This window comes from Pseudomonas sp. MWU12-2029 (genome assembly GCF_023242425.1).
GTDB classification, from domain to species: Bacteria; Pseudomonadota; Gammaproteobacteria; order Pseudomonadales; family Pseudomonadaceae; genus Aquipseudomonas; species Aquipseudomonas kribbensis.
Map to the genome: position 1 here is coordinate 39,607 of NZ_JALJDY010000002.1, position 18,103 is coordinate 57,709.

At 62.2% G+C, this 18,103-nt stretch carries 17 protein-coding genes; 10 read left to right on the forward strand and 7 right to left on the reverse strand.

Going from position 1 to position 18,103, the window contains the following annotated elements:
• Positions 1–10: 10 nt before the first annotated feature.
• The 4 genes from M5B44_RS05155 to M5B44_RS05170 all read right to left on the reverse strand — a co-directional run bounded on the left by M5B44_RS05155 (position 11) and on the right by M5B44_RS05170 (position 3,602).
• Positions 11–2,401 carry an autotransporter outer membrane beta-barrel domain-containing protein gene (locus tag M5B44_RS05155; protein ID WP_248738444.1) on the reverse strand — a complete coding sequence of 797 codons (2,391 nt, stop codon included), beginning with the start codon at positions 2,399–2,401 and terminating at the stop codon, positions 11–13.
• A 190-nt stretch (positions 2,402–2,591) separates the two neighbouring features.
• The gene (locus tag M5B44_RS05160; RefSeq protein WP_248738445.1) at positions 2,592–2,999 is read right to left on the reverse strand and encodes a response regulator; all 408 of its coding nucleotides are present in this window, start codon (positions 2,997–2,999) and stop codon (positions 2,592–2,594) included.
• 63 nt (positions 3,000–3,062) lie between these two features.
• Positions 3,063–3,275, reverse strand: a complete 213-nt coding sequence (locus M5B44_RS05165; RefSeq protein WP_085711258.1) for a Flp family type IVb pilin — start codon at positions 3,273–3,275, stop codon at positions 3,063–3,065.
• Between the two features lie 117 nt (positions 3,276–3,392).
• Positions 3,393–3,602: a Flp family type IVb pilin gene (locus tag M5B44_RS05170; protein ID WP_085711257.1), complete on the reverse strand. Its 210-nt coding sequence runs from the start codon at positions 3,600–3,602 to the stop codon at positions 3,393–3,395.
• Between the two features lie 331 nt (positions 3,603–3,933).
• Between M5B44_RS05170 and cpaB the strand changes: the two genes are divergently transcribed.
• The 8 genes from cpaB to M5B44_RS05210 are packed head-to-tail and all read left to right on the forward strand — an operon-like array spanning position 3,934 to position 11,387.
• Positions 3,934–4,875, forward strand: a complete 942-nt coding sequence (cpaB, locus tag M5B44_RS05175; RefSeq protein WP_248738446.1) for a Flp pilus assembly protein CpaB — start codon at positions 3,934–3,936, stop codon at positions 4,873–4,875.
• A 20-nt stretch (positions 4,876–4,895) separates the two neighbouring features.
• Positions 4,896–6,119: a type II and III secretion system protein family protein gene (locus M5B44_RS05180; protein WP_114881296.1), complete on the forward strand. Its 1,224-nt coding sequence runs from the start codon at positions 4,896–4,898 to the stop codon at positions 6,117–6,119.
• Positions 6,116–7,306 carry an AAA family ATPase gene (locus tag M5B44_RS05185; protein ID WP_248738447.1) on the forward strand — a complete coding sequence of 397 codons (1,191 nt, stop codon included), beginning with the start codon at positions 6,116–6,118 and terminating at the stop codon, positions 7,304–7,306. The genes M5B44_RS05180 and M5B44_RS05185 overlap by 4 nt, the downstream gene beginning before the upstream one ends.
• Positions 7,303–8,571, forward strand: a complete 1,269-nt coding sequence (locus M5B44_RS05190) for a CpaF family protein (protein ID WP_248738448.1) — start codon at positions 7,303–7,305, stop codon at positions 8,569–8,571. Before M5B44_RS05185 ends, M5B44_RS05190 begins: the two co-directional genes overlap by 4 nt.
• A gap of 18 nt (positions 8,572–8,589) precedes the next feature.
• Positions 8,590–9,474, forward strand: a complete 885-nt coding sequence (locus M5B44_RS05195) for a type II secretion system F family protein (RefSeq protein ID WP_085711252.1) — start codon at positions 8,590–8,592, stop codon at positions 9,472–9,474.
• 1 nt (position 9,475) lies between these two features.
• The gene (locus M5B44_RS05200) at positions 9,476–10,360 is read left to right on the forward strand and encodes a type II secretion system F family protein (protein ID WP_248738449.1); all 885 of its coding nucleotides are present in this window, start codon (positions 9,476–9,478) and stop codon (positions 10,358–10,360) included.
• Positions 10,361–10,375: 15 nt separating this feature from the next.
• Positions 10,376–11,098: a tetratricopeptide repeat protein gene (locus M5B44_RS05205; protein ID WP_248738450.1), complete on the forward strand. Its 723-nt coding sequence runs from the start codon at positions 10,376–10,378 to the stop codon at positions 11,096–11,098.
• Between the two features lie 16 nt (positions 11,099–11,114).
• Entirely contained in the window at positions 11,115–11,387 is a 273-nt protein-coding gene (locus tag M5B44_RS05210; protein ID WP_085711249.1) for a DUF3613 domain-containing protein, read from the forward strand.
• A 37-nt stretch (positions 11,388–11,424) separates the two neighbouring features.
• Here M5B44_RS05210 and M5B44_RS05215 read toward each other — a convergent pair whose 3' ends face one another.
• Positions 11,425–12,201: a response regulator transcription factor gene (locus M5B44_RS05215; protein ID WP_305833128.1), complete on the reverse strand. Its 777-nt coding sequence runs from the start codon at positions 12,199–12,201 to the stop codon at positions 11,425–11,427.
• Between the two features lie 125 nt (positions 12,202–12,326).
• The gene (locus tag M5B44_RS05220; protein ID WP_248738452.1) at positions 12,327–12,797 is read right to left on the reverse strand and encodes a prepilin peptidase; all 471 of its coding nucleotides are present in this window, start codon (positions 12,795–12,797) and stop codon (positions 12,327–12,329) included.
• Positions 12,798–12,872: 75 nt separating this feature from the next.
• On the opposite strand from M5B44_RS05220, the gene M5B44_RS05225 reads away from it, so the two are divergent.
• The gene (locus M5B44_RS05225; RefSeq protein WP_114881290.1) at positions 12,873–13,319 is read left to right on the forward strand and encodes a TadE/TadG family type IV pilus assembly protein; all 447 of its coding nucleotides are present in this window, start codon (positions 12,873–12,875) and stop codon (positions 13,317–13,319) included.
• Complete coding sequence (locus M5B44_RS05230) at positions 13,316–16,066, forward strand: ATP-binding protein (protein WP_248738453.1); 2,751 nt, start codon at positions 13,316–13,318, stop codon at positions 16,064–16,066. Before M5B44_RS05225 ends, M5B44_RS05230 begins: the two co-directional genes overlap by 4 nt.
• Here the strand turns inward: M5B44_RS05230 and M5B44_RS05235 are convergent.
• Positions 16,063–18,060: a pilus assembly protein TadG-related protein gene (locus M5B44_RS05235; RefSeq protein ID WP_248738454.1), complete on the reverse strand. Its 1,998-nt coding sequence runs from the start codon at positions 18,058–18,060 to the stop codon at positions 16,063–16,065. The two genes, M5B44_RS05230 and M5B44_RS05235, sit on opposite strands and share 4 nt — an antisense overlap.
• Between the last annotated feature and the right edge of the window lie 43 nt (positions 18,061–18,103).

An 18,103-nucleotide genomic window follows, 5' to 3' on the forward strand; every position in this document is an offset into this window, starting at 1 on the left:
GGCGGTGCGGTCAGAAGGCGTAACGCACTTTTGCGGTGAAACCGTCAGCGTTGAAACCGCTGGCGGTCACGTAGTTGTAAGACCCGCCGACACTCCACGGGCCCATGCGATAGTTGGCACCCAGACCCAACTCATAGCTGTCGCGAACCGGTGTCGTGCCCCGGCTGGTGAACGAATCACCGCCCAGCACGAACGAGGAAGTGGTCGCGGTCTGGTCACCAATGACGTCATGCCAGGCCATCAGTTTCGCTTCCGGTTCAAGACTGCCCGAGCCCATGGCAAACGCTGCGGCCAGGCGCGCGCCGGCACCGACTTCACCCACTTCGTAACGCTGGCTGCCGACATTCAGCGAGGCCGAACTGCCCTTCTCGCGATAGCTGTCCATGCTCACGTTGGCGTAACGCGCGCCAACCTGGGGTTCGAGCACCACGTCCGGCATCAGGCGCACGGTGTAACCGGCCAACGCGCTGACACCAAACACGTTGCTGTCGTAATCACCCTTGGCCCGGGTGCCGGCGATGTAGCGCTTTGATTCGTTGTCGCTCCAGCCGTACATCAGCGACGTATCGGCGAACCAGTTGTCGTGGGTCCAGTTGCCGTACAGGGTCAGGGCATGCCCGGTGACCTTGGTCTTGTTGCCGCGATCTGATTTCACGTCGGTGTCGAGATAGCTGTACGCCAGACCGACCGCCATATCGGCATTCAACTGACCATCGGCGCCGACGGCGATACCGTGGCTGTCGGCGTCATAACCGCTGACACCGCGACGCTGATCCTGGCTGGCGTCGCTGTTCAAGGCTTGCAACCAGACGCCTTTTTCCATCGAAGCTGCCGTATCACGGGCGCGACTGGAGCGCTCGTTGATCACTCCGGAAACCAGCGTCTGGCTGTTGGTGGCGGCATGAATCACCCCACGGCTGACATCGGGACTGAGGGTTTCGGACAGCCGCGCCAGTTGCGCGTCGGTACTGGCGTTGGCGAATGCCTGGAACACCGGATCCTGTTCGTCGAGTCGGGACAGCAGACCCGACACCCGGCCCACCGCCGTTGCCGCGTTGCGACTGCCGCCTGCCACGAGGGTGTTTTGCGCCAGAACCTCTTCGGACTTGTTCGTCACCACCGACGTGATGTCGTTGCCCACGACGCCGAAACTTTTCACGTCCAGCAACGCGGAGGTGGAGGTCACAGTCAGGTTGTTGCCGCCGATCAGATTGCCCGAGCTGATCAGGGTGTATTTCGTACCGCCCGGGGTCACGCGGAAATCACTGGAGCGCGCCAGCAGACGCAATGTCGCGCCCGGTGCGATATCGGTGGTGCCGGTGACTTTCAGCACCGGCAACGCCGGATTGGTGTCGTTGCCCAGGTACATCTCCAGCACCGAGTTGGGTTCTTCCATGTCGAAGTCGCCGATGATCGTGGTGTGCGGCTTCATCAGGGTCAGCGTGCCTTCCTCGATGGTGACGTAGCCGGACTTGATGGTCGAGCCGTCGAAGGTTGCATCACCGTCGATGCTGACACCCGCCAGTCCCAGCAAGTCACCTTTGACTGCACCGCCATAGAACTTGAAGTACGTGACTCCGTCGTCGACCTGAATCGCCGCGCGGCCCCCTTCAATCAACCCGTTCCCCTGATAGATCGTGAATGGAACGCCGACAGCCTGACCGCTGATGTGAACACCCGTGGACTCACCGACGATCGTGCCGTAGTTCACCAGATTGAAGCTGCCGGCAGGACCGCTGGAGATCGCCCCTTCGAACACCAGTGCTTCGGCATCGGAACCACTGGCGCGAATGGTGCCGGTGTTGCTGACGGAGCCACTCAGACTCACCCCGTCCAGCAGAATCCCCAAGGCATCAGTGCCACTGGCACTGATTGTGCCGCTGTTGCTCAGTCCGCCCATGGCGGTGTGCACCATCATCACGCCACTGGCACTCGCGCCGGAAACGTCGATACTGCCGGAGTTGACCAGGCTTTCACCCAGCGTACTGCCAATATCGGAAATACCGACGGAGCTCCCTGACCCCGGTAGCCCGTTGACGATGATCGAACCCTGGTTGATCAAGCTGTACTTGATTTTGCTCGGCACTGCCCCGGCAGTGGACAGCGAGATGCCCATGCCATGATTGGCCCCGTCTATGCGGATAGTGCCGTTATTGCGCAACTGGTCGGCTGCCAGTCCCGTGAACTGTGCACCATAGGTCAAGGTCGACGGCGAACCGGGGGCGATGGTCCCGTTGCCGTTCAAATCGACCAGCCCGTAGTTCTGCAGGTTGCTGTTCAACGGCCCGCCACTCAGGTCGTAGTTCAGACTGGCGCCGGCGGCGGTAACAACGGAGGTGTGCAGCGTGGCTGCAGCGATAGACAGCGCCAGGAGCGAGTGGCGCAAGCGAACGATGTTCAAACGGGATTCCCTTCCAAAACATGAAAAACAGTTTCAGCAGGGTTCAAACATTCATTCAGGCATCCCTACCGAACCCACCAGGTAGTCTGGACTGGGCGCGGCGAATGTACACGAGCCATCATTTCGACACCATCAAAATGTCAAATGAACGGCGTCACAAGTCTGGCACCGGAACGAACAAGGCCAGTGTTCAGGAAACGTTGGCCTTGGGCTTGGGGAAAAGATTGTCCAGGGTTTCCAGCAGCCGCACGTGATAGATCGGCTTGCGGAACAGGTCAAGCACCTGCAGGCGCAGCATGTCACTGACGTCCTCCATGTCCGCATGCCCCGAGGTCACGATCACCGGCAGGTGCTGGCGCGAGGTGTGTTCGCGCAATCGCTTGATCAGCGACATGCCGCTTTCCTCCGGCATGCGCAGATCGGTGATCACCAGGGCGATGTCGGGATGGCGGGTCAGATGGTGCAGGGCGAGCTTCACCGAGGTCGCGGTATGACAGACGAAGCCCTCGCCCTCCAGCAACTCCGCCAACTCCAGCAATGCGTCCTCTTCATCGTCAACCAGAAGCAACTGTTGGCGGGGCAGTGAAGAAGCAGTCATTGGTCAATCCCTGAGAAACTGAAGGTGGAACCGAGTGTAGTGCGAGATTTGCCACCCATCGAGTCAGGGTAACTGCGTCGGCGCAGTCTGTGCCGTACCGCCCAGCGCCACGAGGATGTTGTTGAAGATCGCCAGCACCTTGGCGCCTACCGGCGTCACAAACACCACAACCACAATGGCGACCATCGCCACCACAATTGCGTACTCGATGGCCGACGCGGCTTCGGTGCTTGCCAGGAACGACCGGGCACGCATCATCAGGTATTCGAAGAGCATGGACATTCTCCTTCATGCCCGGGATTTTCCGGGCACCGGAAAGCCAATGATCGGGGCAATGCCTGAACGCTCCTGTTCAGCAGCAGACAGGCATCGACAGAGGGAGAGAGCGTTCGGTCAAGGAATGCCGGGCTTGGTCGGGGCAGTGCCACCGAGCGAGGTCAGGATCGCGCTGAAAATATTGAAGACCTTGGTGCCCATCGGTGTCACGAACACCACGACCACCACCGCCACCATCGCTACCACGATCGCGTACTCGATAGCCGAAGCCCCTTCCTCACTCTTGAAAAACAAACGGGCTCTGGCCAGCAGATAATCGAGAATCATACGTCCACTCCTTTGCGCCCATGGCGCCGATGTCGCGACAGCGGCAAAGCTTCCACCGTGCTATCTGAGCATTGTCAACAAAGCCCCCGTCAACAACTGTAAGAACGGATTAATCACAAAGGATTAACCGCTTCGTCGATCCCCGGATTTCGACTGCTAATTGGCCAACACCCATACTTTCGTAGGTTATTTGCCGGCCAGTAATGGCGTTTTGGCTTGTTTCAGCTAGCGTGGAAATAGCGAAATAGTTGGATGTTCATAGCTGCCTGATTGCGATGTTCCCTTGGTTGGAAGTGCGGGCTGGTAGTGCAGCAGGAAAGGGAGAGCCGTCATGAACAGTCGTGTCACCATGGGTCTTGCCGCCGTGCTTCTGCTGGGGGCCATCGTCGTCGGCTACTGGGGCCTGGTGCTCAGCCGGCAACCGGCACCGGTTGCCGAGGCACCGGCACCTGCGGTGGTCACCGTGGAAAAGACCGTCGCCACCGCCGAAGACCAGACCCGCCAGCCTGTGGTGGTGCTGGTGCATGACGTTCCGCCGTTCACTCCGCTCACCGCCGCCGACCTGGCCATCGAGAGACTGCGCAGCGCCCCCGCCGGCAGCCTGAGTGCAATCGATCAGGCCGTGGGCCGCATACCGTGGCGTCACCTGAGTGCCGGCACCTGGCTCAACGCTGAAAGCTTCGAGGCCGGCGGTGCACTGGCGCGCATGATCCACAGCGACGAGCGCGCACTGGCGGTGTCGGTCGATGAAGTCATCGGTGCCGCCGGGCAACTGATTCCCGGCGATTACGTCGATGTGTTGCTCTACCTGCGCCAAGACGCCAGCAACCCACAGCAGTCGGCGCAGATTGTAGTACCGGCGATGCGCGTACTCGGCGTCGGCGAACAGTACGGCCTGACCAACGACGGTCAGCCGGCCACACCCGCGCTGAGCGCCGACGACAAACTCAAACAGGATCAGCGCCGACTCACCGCACGCACCGTGGTGCTGGCGGTACCGGAACAACTGCTGAGCCGGATGATGCTCGCCACTCAGGTCGGCACCTTGCGCCTGGCCGTGCGCAGCAGTGAGGAACAGCGCCTGGCCAAATACTGGGCCGGCGAAAACCAGGCACCGGACAAACTGGTGGCCGCCAACAGCCAACTCTTCCAGTTCACCCAGCTTGCGCTGGGCACTGCGCCGAAAGTCCCGTCCAGCGGCGAGCACAGCGGTGCAACGCGTCCGGCGGTGGAAGTGATTCGCGGCAATCAGATCACCCAACAGAACCCATGACAGAGCAAGGATCCAAGTGCATGCAGAGTCGTTTCTGGCCGACCTTCAATCCCCTGCTCCGGGCCTTGCTGTTGACGGGACTGTCGATCAACGCCGCCCAGGCGGCCACCGGCAACTGTTCGGCCCTGAGCCGACTGCCGCCGGTAATCGAAGTCAATGAAGGCTGGCAAAAGGATCTGCAATCGCCGGTGGCAATCACCCGCCTGGCCATTGGCGATCCGAAAATCGCCGACGTGCACGCCACCGGCAACTCGTCGTTCCTGCTCACGGGCGTAGCCCCCGGCGCCACCAGCCTGATGGTCTGGACCGGCTGCTCCAGCGAGCCGCGCCAGAGCATGGTATTCGTCCAGGGCGCTGCCACGAACGCCCTCACCGGCGCCGGCCCGTTGCCTTCAGATGACGCGCAACTGCCTTCGCAGGTACAGACCGATATTCGCTTCGTTGAAGTCAGCCGCACCAAGCTCAAGCAGGCCTCGGCCAAACTGATCGGCACCCGCGGCAACTTCCTGTTCGGCTCCCCCGGGACACTGCCGCCCATCGATGGCGTGCCGCAGCCGCGACTGCCGGTGGACAACTCGCTGTTCAACTTCTCGTGGATCGGCGGCAACACCATGGCGATCATCAACGCCCTGGAGGGCAGCGGCTTCGCCTACACCCTGGCGCGGCCAAGCCTGGTGGCGCTGAACGGGCAGAGCGCAAGTTTCCTTGCCGGTGGCCAGATCCCGATTCCGGTCCCCAGCTCCGGCAGCGACAGCGTGTCCATCGAATACAAGGAGTTCGGCATCCGCCTGACCCTGACGCCCACGATCATCAGCCACGACCGCATCGCCCTGAAGGTCGCACCGGAAGTCAGCGAACTGGACTTCAGCAATGCGGTGCAGATCGCCGGCACCACGGTGCCGGCCCTGACCATCCGCCGCACCGACACCAGCATTTCCCTCGCCGATGGCGAGAGCTTTGTCATCAGCGGCCTGATCAGCACCACCAACAGTTCCCAGGTCGACAAGTTTCCGGGGCTCGGCGATATCCCGGTGCTCGGGGCGTTTTTCAAAAGCTCGCAGATCAAACGCGAAGAGCGTGAACTGTTGATGATCGTCACCCCGCATCTGGTGCGTCCACTGTCGGCGGAAGCGCAACTGCCGTCGCTGCCGGGAGAAAAACTGCGCAACTACGACCCGAACTTCTATCGCATGTTCTTCATGGAGAACGGCAACTTCGACAAGCGCAGCGGGTTGTCCCAATGAGCCAGAGCCTGAGCCAGACCTTTCTCGCCATCACCCGCAACAGCACCGATCTGGAATGGCTGCAAAGCGCGCTCGCGCCGCTGGGGCAAGTGGTCAGCGCCGGTACGGGCAGCCTCGATGAATTGCTCGCACTGGTAGATGTCACCTTCGCCAGCCTGGTGTTCGTCGGCCTCGACCGTGAACACGTGGTGGCCCAGAGCGCGCTGATCGAAGGCGCGCTGGAAGCCAAGCCGATGCTGGCAATCGTCGCCCTCGGCGACGGCATGGACAATCAGTTGGTACTCAACGCCATGCGCGCCGGGGCACGGGATTTTGTCGCCTACGGCTCGCGCTCCAGCGAAGTCGCGGGGCTGGTACGCCGCTTGAGCAAACGCATGCCGCCGGTGACTCACAACACGCAACTGGGTGGTCTGACGGTTCTGTACGGTGTGCAGAGCAGTTCCGACGGCGCGCTGTTGTCCAACCATATGGCGCTGGTGGTGCAAAAGAGCGGACAACAGACGCTGCTGCTGGACCTCGGCCTGCCCCGTGGCGACAGTCTGGCGCTGCTGGGGCTGGAGAGCTCGTTCCACTTCGGCGATGCCTTGCGCCATTTGCGCAGGCTCGATGCCACGCTGATCGACAGCGCCTTCACCAGCGCCGAATCCGGGCTGCGGATTCTCGCGTACGCCGACAATGACGAACCACTGGAGAGCACCAGCGCCGCCGAGCTGTACATGCTGCTCAGCGCCTTGCGCCAGCACTTCCAGCACATTGTCGTGAACCTCACCGGCCAGCCTGACAGCGAAGCCTTGCGCACCTTTGTCAGCCATTGCGACAAGCTGATCTGGTACACCGACCAGAACGTGCTCAATTGCCGGCGCAACCTGGCAATGTTCAACCTGTGGCGGGAAAAAGGCATGAAGCTCGATCACGGACGGCTGTTGGTCGACCGCTATCTGAGCAACGTCGCGCCGGATGCGGACACCCTCGGCAAGACCTTCAATCTGGAAGTGATCGCCGTGCTGGCCCTGAGCCCGGAGTTGCGTCTGAATGCCAAGAATCAGGGCGTCAGCCTGTTCGAACTGGCCCCCCGGGAAAAACTCACCCAGAGCCTGCGCGCACTTGGCGAGCGTCTGGCCAAACGCTCCGAAGGCCTGGTCAAACCCAAAGTTACCTGGTTCGACCGGTTGCGAGGCAGCTCATGAGTCCGGAAAAACTCTTCGGTGCCCCGGCTCGCGGTCAGTCGGGCAACACCGACCACGAAGGCCTGAAACTGGTCCTGCATCGCTACATCATCGATGCCATCGAGGAATCCGGAAAAAACCTGCTGGAAGGTTCGCGGCAACTGCTGGCGCAGTTCGTCACCGACAAGGTCGCCGAATACATCGCCCGTCTGCACCTGGCGATTTCCCGTTACGAGATGGAGCGGCTGGCGGAAGAAATCGTCGATGAACTGACCGGTTTCGGTCCGCTGGAAGTGCTGCTGCGCGACAGCGCCGTGACCGAGATTCTGGTCAACGGCCCGCACCGGGTATTCATCGAACGCGACGGCGTGCTGCACCAGAGTGACCTGCGCTTCATCGATGCGCATCACGTCGAAAGGGTCATGCAGCGCATTCTCGCGCCGCTCGGGCGACGGCTGGACGAGTCGTCGCCGATGGTCGATGCGCGCCTGCCCGACGGCAGCCGGGTCAACGCGATCATCCCGCCGATCGCCCTCGACGGGCCGTGTCTGTCGATTCGAAAGTTCCGCAAGGACATGTTCAAGAGCAGCGACCTGATCGCCATGCAGACCATCGACCTGGCGATCTTCGATTGCTTCCAGGAGGCCGTGGGCAAACGCTGCAACATCCTGATCAGCGGCGGCACCGGCACCGGCAAGACCACCTTGCTGAACATTCTCAGTCAGTTGATCAACCCCCACGAACGGCTGGTGACCATCGAGGACGTCGCCGAACTGCAGCTCGGCCACCCGCACGTGGTGCGCCTGGAAACCCGGCCGCCGAATGCCGAGGGCCATGGCGAGGTCAAGGCCAGCGATCTGATCCGCAACGCCCTGCGGATGCGCCCGGACCGGATCATCCTCGGCGAGATCCGTGGCGTTGAAGTGCTCGACGTGCTCACGGCGATGAACACCGGCCACGACGGTTCGATGAGCACGGTCCACGCCAACAATGCCCAGGATGCGTTGCTGCGTCTGGAAACCCTGGTCGGCCTGACTGGTCGCACAGTGGCCGAGCGCACGTTGCGGCAAATGATCTGTGCCGCGCTCGACATGATCATCCAGTTGACCCGCATGCCCGACGGCCGCCGCTGCGTGAGCGAGGTGGTGGAAGTGGTCGGTGTGCGCGAAGACATCTACGTCACCAACACCTTGTTCCGCCTCGATCGACGCACCGGGTTCGGCTTCCTGCGCGAAGCGGTCAATCCGGCCGGCGACAAGTTGCGGCACGAGTCGAGCCTGGGCTGAGCGCATGGAGCTTTCGTCATGATGGGGCCGGTGATTCTCATCGTCATTTGCCTGATGCTGCTGGGGCTGTCGATTCGCCTGTTCCTGCATGGCGTGCGCAAGACCGCCAACGAACGGGTGCTCACGCGACTGGCTGCCGGGCAACCGCAGACAGCGCCCGGCAAAACTACTTGGACGGGACTCGAACGCATGTTCCTGCGGGCCGGCCTGGGCCGCCCCGGCGAGCGTCTGGGGTTGTGGCTGGCGTTATGGGCCATCGCGATGATGCTGGGTTACCTGACCGCCGAGTGGATCGGCCTGTTGATCATGATGCTGGCGCCGCCCCTGGTGTTGCGCCTGTACATCGCCTGGCGGTATCGCCGCCGGCTCAACCGCATGATCGAGCAACTGCCGCAGTTGCTGGACCACACGGTGCGCAGCCTCAAATCCGGGCGCACCCTGAACGATGCCGTGCTGGGTGGCATCGACTCCAGCGAGGATCCGCTGAAGACCGCAATGGGCCGGGTCCAGCGCAACGTGCAGTTGGGCGTGAACCTGCCAGATGCGGTGAGCGACTTCGCCGAGCTCTACGAACAGGACGAACTGCGCATGTTTGCCCTGGGGCTGAAGGTCAATCACCGCTACGGCGGCAATGCCAGCGAGCTGCTGGAAAACCTGATCAAGCTGATCCGCGAACGCGATCAGGGCGCCCGCCAGCTGCGCGCCCTCACCGGCGAAACCCGCCTGACCGCGTGGGTGCTGGGATCGCTTCCGGTGATCATCGTCAGCTACTTCATGCTGACCAATCCCGGGTACATGCTCGGCATGTGGAAAGACCCCGGTGGCCAGACCATGCTGATCATCGCGGTGGTATTGCAGGTCATCGGCAGCCTGGCGCTGTGGCGCATGTTGAGGAGTGTCTGAGATGGTGATCCTGGCCAGTCTCATGCTACTGCTCGGGGCGTTCTTGCTGGTCGGCAACCACTTGCTGACCGAACGTCGCCGGGTGCGTCAGGTCAACCAGCGCCTGCAGGGCCATCTGGTGCGCGAGAGCCGTTTGCGCAGCTTGTTGCGAGCGCTGGGCAACAGCCGGTTCGGCCAGCGTTCGGTGAGCATGGACAGCGAAACCCAGACCCTGCTCAACCGTCTCGGCTGGCGACGGGCCAGCGAACGCTCGCTGTTTGCCGCGTGCCAGATCGGCACGCCGTTGCTGGCACTGGGCATCGGTTTGTTTCTGCAGGAAGTGTTCTTTCCCCAGGCGCCCAAGGGCTGGCTGGTGCCGATGTTCGCCACCGGCACCGGTTACCTGCTGCCCAAGCGCCTGCTGGCGTATGCCGCCGCCCGCCGGCAAAAAATCATTTCGGTGGAGGTTTCGACGTTCATTCCTCTGCTGCGCATCCTGTTCGAGTCCGGCATGGCGGTCGAACAGGCATTGCGCGTGTTGAGCATCGAGGGGCAGAAGCTGCTGCCGGAACTGACCAGCGAATTGCGCCTGATCCTCGCCCGTGTCGACTCGGGGCTGGAGCTGGGCCAGGAGCTGAACAAAGCGGCGGTGATGCTGGCGGTGGATGAGTTCACCGACACCTGCGTGATCCTGCAACAACTGATTCAACAGGGCGGCGGCGCGATGAAATCGCTGCTGGCGCTCAAGCAACTGCTGGATGACCGACGCCTGACGCGCTTGCAGGAATACATCTCGAAGATGTCGGCGAAGATGTCGGTGGTCATGATGCTGTTCCTGTTTCCGGCCTTGCTGATCGTACTGGCGGGCCCCGGATTTACCGCAATCACCCGGGCGTTTGCGTCCTGACATGGAGAGCGTTTGATGAAAGCACTGATGGTGGTGGCAAGCCTGTTGCTGCTGGGCGGTTGCGCAACCGATGGTCAGGCGCCGTGGACCGCCATGCTGGCGCCCACCAGTTGCAGCAAGCTGAGCGCCGAGCAGGAGCTGTCGCTGAATCTGGTGGACGACCTGGCCAATGACGGCAAGCTGCACGCCAGCCTGGCCAACCTGCAGGGCCTGCCCGATAACCTCGTGGAGGTGCGTCTGCGCAAGGCCAAGGTCTATCGTCTGCTGGGGCGCAGCGAAGCCGAACCGCTGTATCGCGGCCTGCTCGGCACCTGCCTGAGCGCCGACGCCGAACACGGTCTGGGTCAGCTGTATGCCGCCCGTGGCGATAACGGTCAGGCCCAGGCTCACCTGCAACGGGCCGTTCGACTGGCACCGACCAATGAAAACATCCACAACGATCTGGGCGTGGTGTACCTCAATCAGCTGCGGCTCGAAGACGCGCGCTTCGAGTTCCTCACCGCCATCGAGCTCAAGCAGAACAATCAATTGGCGACGCTGAACCTGATCACCCTGCTGATCTACCAGAACAACTGGCAGCAGGCCGCCGAAATCGTCAGTCGCGCGCACCTGACCCCGGAACAGTTCACCGACGCTCAGGAGCGGGCGGAAAAACTCAAGTCCCCGATCAAGGCAAAACCTGCCACCGGCAATCAGGTCGCGGTGGTGGCCGACCCGCAACCGGCGACGATCAAGTGAACCTCAGGGAGGCCACATGAACATCTGCAAGACACTGTGCTGCATGAGTCTGTTGAGCCTGCCGCTCGGCGCGCTGGCCATCGACGCCGGCCCCGCCTCGGCCCAACAGCAGGAAACCGAAGGCTGGCTGTTGCTGCAAAGCCGCAACAAGGCCGCCTCCCCCGATCCGCAGGCGGCCACGGCGACCGAACGTGAACTGGCCATGCAGCGCTGGCTGAAGAAATACAAATATGACATCCCCGATTTCTATGACCCCGATGCCGGGGGCAAGATCGAGAGGAAGAACTGACGTCCCTGGCCGCACGATGGCGGCCAGGCACAACGGACTAGTGCGCGGTTACCCGCTGCCGCAACGCCGCCGCACTTGGCGACAAGGCCAGTGCCAGTTGGGTGCGGTTGTGCATGTGGGTCAGGCGCAGCACCTGCGAGACGTAAAGCTTGACGGTGTTTTCGGTGATGCCCAGCTCGCAGGCGATCTGGTAATTGGTCTGCCCCTTGCCCACCAGGCGCGCCACGTCCAGTTGCCGCGGCGACAGCTGATTGAAGATGGCCGGGATCTCCAGCGCGTCGGTGTCACCCGATGCCTGCTCACTGACGGGAGCAGGCCCGCGGCGCACCTTGTCCAGATCCTGATACAGATCATCGATGGACGACGACAGGTCCTGCAGCTTCTGATTCAAGTGCCCCAGTTGCAGGGTTTTCTGCCGCTCCTGCAGCACCACCTCCTGACGCTGCAGACCTTCGAGCAGTTCGTCGAGGTTGACCGGTTTCTGGTAGTAGTCGGCAATCCCGGCGCGCAACGCCTTGATCACATCCTGTTTGTCGGCACGGCCGGTGAGCATGATCGCCTCGAACACCCGCGCCTTGCCGGCCTGTCGCTGCAGCTCCTGCACCAACTGGATGCCGTCGAGGTCCGGCATGTGCAGATCGCACAGCACCAGACCGATCGCCGGATCCTCGGCAAAACGCTCGACGGCCTCTTTGCCGGACCCGCAGGGGACACAGCGATAGCCGTTGCTCTCGAGGAACTCACAGAGCTCCTCGACGATCAGCGCCTGATCATCGACAACGAGGACTTTTACCGCAGATGTAAGCTTGTTCACGTGCCACTCCATGCCCGGGCCAAAACTGACCATTCCTGTACTGTCAGCCGTTGGCCGTATAACCAGTACCTTTGAAAGTAGACGCACTTTCCGACTATGTACATAAGACTAGTGGCGTTTGGCGACTAATGGATCCAAGGTAGTACAAGCAGAAAACCGATCAGCACGAACGGCGCAAATGGCAGCTTTTTTGACATGGATGGCGCCATATATCGAAGACGATGCCTAAGCCCTTGACTCATATGCAGCCAGACTCTTGGCGCCAGCAGGATCCAGACGACGCTTGCGACGCCGGCGCCGATAAAAACCCCGAGCAACGAAAGACCGTCCGTCGCAAGGCCGAGGGCTGTCATTAATTTCACATCGCCGGCCCCCATGCGCCCCATGAAATACCCCGGCAGGGTGAACGCCAGCGCCATCAGGCAGCCCCAGCCGCCCTGCTCCGCTGCGGCCCCCGTCCAGGTCGTTCCGAAATACAGCAGATAAACCAGTGCCAGAGCCCCAACACCCAACGTCATGGCATTGGCGATCCTCCGTTGCCGGGCATCCTGGGCCGCACACAAGGTCAACCAGATCAGAAGAACAAGGCTTTGCATCCGGTAAAAACCGTCCGTTTTGGCTGAATGATTCTATGCTGATACTACGCAGTGACTGTCAGGGTAGACGCACGGATGAAAACCGGCTCTCGGAAGGCGCAAAAAGGCGCGGTGGCGATCGAATTCGCCCTGGTGTTCGTGATCTTTTTCGCGGTGTTTTACGGCCTGGTCAGCTATGCCCTGCCGTTCGTGCTGATGCAGACGTTCAATCAGGCCACCGCTGAAGCGGTCCGTCGCAGCGTGGCGGTCGATCCCACGACGCCCAACTACTCGACAGTTGTCGTCAACACCGCCAATGCCGCCCTGACCCAGCAGTTTTCGGGCCTGCCCAGCGCGCTGAACGTGGTGGTCGGCGTGGACACCTCAGCGGTCTATGACACGACGCAGGGCACGCTCACGGTCAGCGTCAATTACCCCGTCAGCAAACTCAATCAGGTCATTCCGTTTCTGGTGTTGCCGGGCGTCGGCGCCGTCCCCAGCCTGCCCACCAACCTGACCGCCAGCTCGAGCCTGAAATTTTGACGGCCGGGGACAATCTGTTCGGCCGCCTGCTCAAGCGCGCGCCGTTGGCCGGCGACCTGCCGGACGTGCTCGGCTCCCCCGCGACGGGCCTGCACCTGTACCTCGATGGCGACGGCGCCGTGTTGCAGATGGCCGGCCCCTTGCGCCTGTTGCTGGCACAGCAGATGCCCCATGACAAACCGTTGCCGCTGCACGATTTACTGCTACCCCACAGCACCCTGGCGATCGAAGGCCGGCCACAGGAATGGCAAGGGCTGCTGCTGGACCTGGATTTCCCCGGACTGGGCGAACAGACCCTGCACCTGCGCGGCTGGGCCCAGCCTCTGGGCAACGGTTGGCTGCTGCAACTGATCGACATTGCCGACCTTTTGTCCGAACGCCAGCAAGCCCATCAACGCGAGGCGTGCCAAGGGATTGCCGGGCAGATCAGCAAGCAGTTACGCAGTTGCAGCCTGGGACGACTGCCGGTGGTCGTCAGCGATCAACTGCAGATCATCGCTCAGCGCTGGCAGATCCCCTGTGTGGCGCTCGCCTTGCTCAATGAGCAGGAACAGGTGTGGCAGGTTCACTGCCAGTTCCACGCCCACGACGCTCCCGCGCTGTGGCACGACGGCCAGCGCCTCGGCACGCCGCTGGACAGCCTCAATGGCACCGGCCCGCAACGCCTCGGCGCGCATTACGGCCAGTATGAACACACACGGGTGCAAGGGCTGTTCGGCAATGCCGAGGGTTTCGCCGTGCCTTACAGCGATGATCGAGGCGTCATGGCGTGGTTGCTCTGCGGCTTTTACGCAGTCGACAAGACCGCGCCGTATCTGACCGACCGTGACTGGCTGATGCTGGCCGGCGCATTGGCGGGGCCGTTGCTCGGGCGCTTGCGTGAGCAGCAGCATCAACTGCAACTGGAACGCCTCGAGTCGTTGCAGACATTGCTGGGCACCGGCTGGTGGGAAATCGGCAGCAGTGGCGAACAGATTCAGCTGGCCCCGACGCTGGCCGTCACCCTGCAACAGGACAGCTCGACGCTGACCCTGGAACACTGGCTGAACCTGATCCACCCCGCTGACCGCGAAGAAGTGCGCAGCCGCCTGCAAGCCCTGCAGATGCATGGCGAAATCCTCGATCTATGCGTGCGTCTTTATCCTCGCGATGCCAGTCAGACGCCCGCGTGGTATCGCCTTCAGGGGCAGGTCAGCGGCACCGGCGATCACCGCAGGCTGGCGGGCTTCATGCTGGACATCAGCGACATCAAGAACCAGCAGCAACTGGCCGCTGCGGCCCATGCGCGACTGGACAACCTGATCGCCAGTTCGCCGGCGGTCATCTATGTCCAGCACTACGTCGAAGGCGCATTGCTGCCGGCGTTTTTCAGCGCCAGTCTGCAACCGCTGCTGGGCTGGAGTCTGGAAGACTTCGATGCCGGTGCGCTGGTGGAGCGGATCCACCCGGATGACCGGAATCTGTATTTCGAACGCACCCGCCAGCTGTTGCGCGAGGGCTCGGTACGCGCCCGCTATCGCCTGCGTGACAGCCGCGGCGATTACCACTGGCTGCTCGACGAGGCCCGGCTGCTGCGCAATGACCTCGGCCTGCCGGTGGAAGCCGTCGGCTTGTGGCTGGACGTCACCGAAGCCACGCTGGCCGCCGAACAAGTCAGACAGAGTGAAGAACGCTATCGGATCCTGGTGGAGGACTCGCCGGCGATGATCTGCCGTTATCGTCCGGATCTGATCCTGACATTCGGCAACCAGCCGCTGGCGAAGTATCTGGAATGCGCGCCCGAAGAATTACCCGGGGTCAATCTGGGCAGCTGGATGTCGGACGTACAACGCGCAGACTTCGTCGAGCGTCTGGCGTTGTTGACCCCGGAGTCCCCCGTCAGCACCGCCGAAATCAACCTGCAATTGCCGGGGCGCGAGCATGCGTGGTGGGTGTGGTCGGATCGCGGCGTGTTCGATGAGCACGGGACACTGATCGAAGTGCAAGCCGTTGGCCGCGACAACACCGAAGTGCGCCGTTCCCAGCAGCAACTCACGCAAAGCGCAAAAATGGCCACCCTCGGCGAAATGGCCACCGGCCTCGCCCACGAAATCAACCAGCCGCTGAACGTCATGCGCATGGCCATCGTCAACGTGCAGAAGCGCCTGAGCAACGGCGATGTGCAGATCGATTACCTGACCGACAAACTCAACCGCATCGACGCCCAGGTCCAGCGTGCCGCGAAAGTGGTGGATCACATGCGGGTGTTCGGCCGTCGCTCGGAGATCGAACAACAGCTGTTCAACCCGGCCAGCGCCATCGAAGGCACGCTGTCGCTGCTGGCCGAAGGCATGCGCGGCAAAGGCGTGGATTTGCGCATCAGTGAAACCCCGTTCGAGGTTCAGGTGCGCGGTTACGTCGATCAGCTGGAGCAGGTGTTGATCAACCTGATGGTCAACGCCCGGGATGCATTGCTGGGCAAGCGCGAGTCGGAGTCAGGGTTCAAACCGTGGATTTCAATCTATGCCGAGCGCGATGAAGAAAAGGTGCGCCTGTGGGTCGAGGACAACGGCGGCGGCATCGATCCGCGTCTGCTGGAGCGGATTTTCGAGCCGTTCTTCACCACCAAACCGGTGGGCGTCGGTACCGGTCTGGGGTTGTCGGTGAGTTACGGAATCATCGAAAACATGGGCGGCCATCTCAGCGTGCGCAACTCGGCGGACGGCGCGCGGTTCTGCATCGAACTGCCGATCGCCTCCGATGACTAGATGACGAGATACGCCTTGCCGGTCTGGCCGCAGGTCATGTTGGCGCCGACGTCCACGTCCATCAAATTGATTCCCAACCCGTTGAGCAAGTTGTTCAGCAGCGGGTCGAGCAATGGACTGACCAGATTGGTGATCAGCGGTTGCAGGATTGTCGTCACACCGCTGATCAGGCTGGCAACGCCGGTGATGATCGCCCCCAGCGGGTTGCTGCCCTGGGGTTTGTAGACGATCAGGTTGATCCCCGCCAGCGTGCTCGCCAGGCTGTTGACGATATTGCTGGTGGGCGCAGCGGAAATCACGCTCGGCGGCTGTTTCAGGTTAGGTGGCGTGGGGAACGGCGTGCCGCTGGAAAACACCAGATCCTGAGTGTTCTGCGCCACACTGGTGTTGACCATGATCGCGATGCCGCCGGCGCCGTATTGCACATGGGTGCTTTCGTCACAACTGCCGATCCCCAGAATCTTGTGACAGGTCACGGTGCCCAAATCCACCAGCGGCAACGGCGTGACCGTGGGTTCGGCGGAGGAAGAAAAGGCATTGGTCGGGTCGATTTTGCCCACCTTGAGATCGGCAACAGAGGTGATGGTGTGGGCCGTCAGGCTCTTGGTCCCGGTGTTGCCGGTAGGGCAGCTGTAGTCGGTGACGTAACTGATGGCGCCGCCGGCATCGAGGCTGATGTCGATTTCCGGCGAGGGCAGCAGCAACGGGTCCAATTGCTGGCAACCGGCGCCGAGCAGGCAACCCACCGAATTCAGGGTGGCGACCAGATTCAGGCTGAGCAACGCATTGAGCGTCGGGGTCAGGGTTCCGACCAGTCCCAGCACGGCGTTGGTCAACCCGGCCACCCCGGTCAACACCGGCAGATTCACCGAGAGCATCGTGCGGATCTGCGCAGTGCGCACATAAATCCGGTTCGGCCCGGTGGGGTTGGCCTTGGCCAGCGCCGGATCGCCGATGGCGGAGAATTGCGGCGGCTCGACGACCTTGACCCGCACCGTGACATTCGCCAGCCCCAGCACGCTGATCGGCAGGGTGGCGGCCACCGCGCTGTTGCTGTTGGCCAGCTGGATCACGCCCTGGATCAGTTGCAACAGTTGCAGATTGGCGTCGAGCCCGGCCGCCGTGGTGCCGGTCTGCAACTGCAGGATATCGCCAAGTTTAAGCGGCGCAGCATTGATCGCCGCCACTTGCAGTTGCCCCAGCGCGGTAATCACGTCGGCAGTTGCGCCATTGAGCTGGACCACCGTAATCGCGGCCTGGATTAATTGCGTCACGGTGGTCTGGGTATTGAGCAACTGGGTGTAATTGCCGGCGGCGACGTTGAGGTTGATCGCCAGTTGATTCAGGTAGCTGAGCAGGTTGATGTCGGTGTTGAGCAGGCCGTTCCAGCCCACCGCCGTCAGATTCACACTGCCGCCCAGCAGGCCGGAAACCAGCGGGTTGAGGATGCTCGACTGGGCGGTGCTGATGTTGGCCAGGTTGCTGCGGATATTCAGTTGGGCCACGGTGGGCTGGGGTTGCGCGGCCACGGCCGAGGCATAGAGCACGGTGTTCAGGCTCAACGGTGTGCCGCTGAAGAGTGACTGCACACCGCCGGCGAAACTGGTGGTCACGGTGTGGTTGGCCGCGACCTTGACCGCCACCGCCTGGGTGGCATCCACGCTGAACGTGCGCAAACCACTGGAGGCCGTTACCAGTGTGCCGCAGTCGACCACCAGCACGTTATTCGCGTCCGTGACAAAACCGTTGCGTGTCGCACTTTGCCCCGCGTAACTGGCCGCCGTGAGGCCCGGCAGGCAATTGCCGCCACGGCTGACCGCCTCCAGCGCCGCGTTATCCACCAGCCGCTGCAATTTGCGCTGTTCCATGTACAGACGGCCGGTGTCCACCACCAACAACATCAGGATCAGCGCGAGACTGAGGGTTGCGGCCGCCATCAAGCCGATGGCCCCGCGTTGTCGGGCGGGGCCGCGACATTGCGAAAGACGCGACATGGCGCACTCCTTTGCCGGCGCACGGCCGGGCGCAAGCTCCATT

Excerpts from the sequence above, each read along its gene's own strand:
- M5B44_RS05160 (WP_248738445.1), bottom strand. The coding sequence starts at position 2,999 with ATGACTGCTTCTTCACTGCCCCGCCAACAGTTGCTTCTGGTTGACGAT.
- M5B44_RS05165 (WP_085711258.1), bottom strand. The coding sequence starts at position 3,275 with ATGCTCTTCGAATACCTGATGATGCGTGCCCGGTCGTTCCTGGCAAGC.
- M5B44_RS05170 (WP_085711257.1), bottom strand. The coding sequence starts at position 3,602 with ATGATTCTCGATTATCTGCTGGCCAGAGCCCGTTTGTTTTTCAAGAGT.
- cpaB (WP_248738446.1), top strand. The coding sequence starts at position 3,934 with ATGAACAGTCGTGTCACCATGGGTCTTGCCGCCGTGCTTCTGCTGGGG.
- M5B44_RS05180 (WP_114881296.1), top strand. The coding sequence starts at position 4,896 with ATGCAGAGTCGTTTCTGGCCGACCTTCAATCCCCTGCTCCGGGCCTTG.
- M5B44_RS05185 (WP_248738447.1), top strand. The coding sequence starts at position 6,116 with ATGAGCCAGAGCCTGAGCCAGACCTTTCTCGCCATCACCCGCAACAGC.
- M5B44_RS05190 (WP_248738448.1), top strand. The coding sequence starts at position 7,303 with ATGAGTCCGGAAAAACTCTTCGGTGCCCCGGCTCGCGGTCAGTCGGGC.
- M5B44_RS05195 (WP_085711252.1), top strand. The coding sequence starts at position 8,590 with ATGATGGGGCCGGTGATTCTCATCGTCATTTGCCTGATGCTGCTGGGG.
- M5B44_RS05200 (WP_248738449.1), top strand. The coding sequence starts at position 9,476 with ATGGTGATCCTGGCCAGTCTCATGCTACTGCTCGGGGCGTTCTTGCTG.
- M5B44_RS05205 (WP_248738450.1), top strand. The coding sequence starts at position 10,376 with ATGAAAGCACTGATGGTGGTGGCAAGCCTGTTGCTGCTGGGCGGTTGC.
- M5B44_RS05210 (WP_085711249.1), top strand. The coding sequence starts at position 11,115 with ATGAACATCTGCAAGACACTGTGCTGCATGAGTCTGTTGAGCCTGCCG.
- M5B44_RS05220 (WP_248738452.1), bottom strand. The coding sequence starts at position 12,797 with ATGCAAAGCCTTGTTCTTCTGATCTGGTTGACCTTGTGTGCGGCCCAG.
- M5B44_RS05225 (WP_114881290.1), top strand. The coding sequence starts at position 12,873 with ATGAAAACCGGCTCTCGGAAGGCGCAAAAAGGCGCGGTGGCGATCGAA.
- M5B44_RS05235 (WP_248738454.1), bottom strand. The coding sequence starts at position 18,060 with ATGTCGCGTCTTTCGCAATGTCGCGGCCCCGCCCGACAACGCGGGGCC.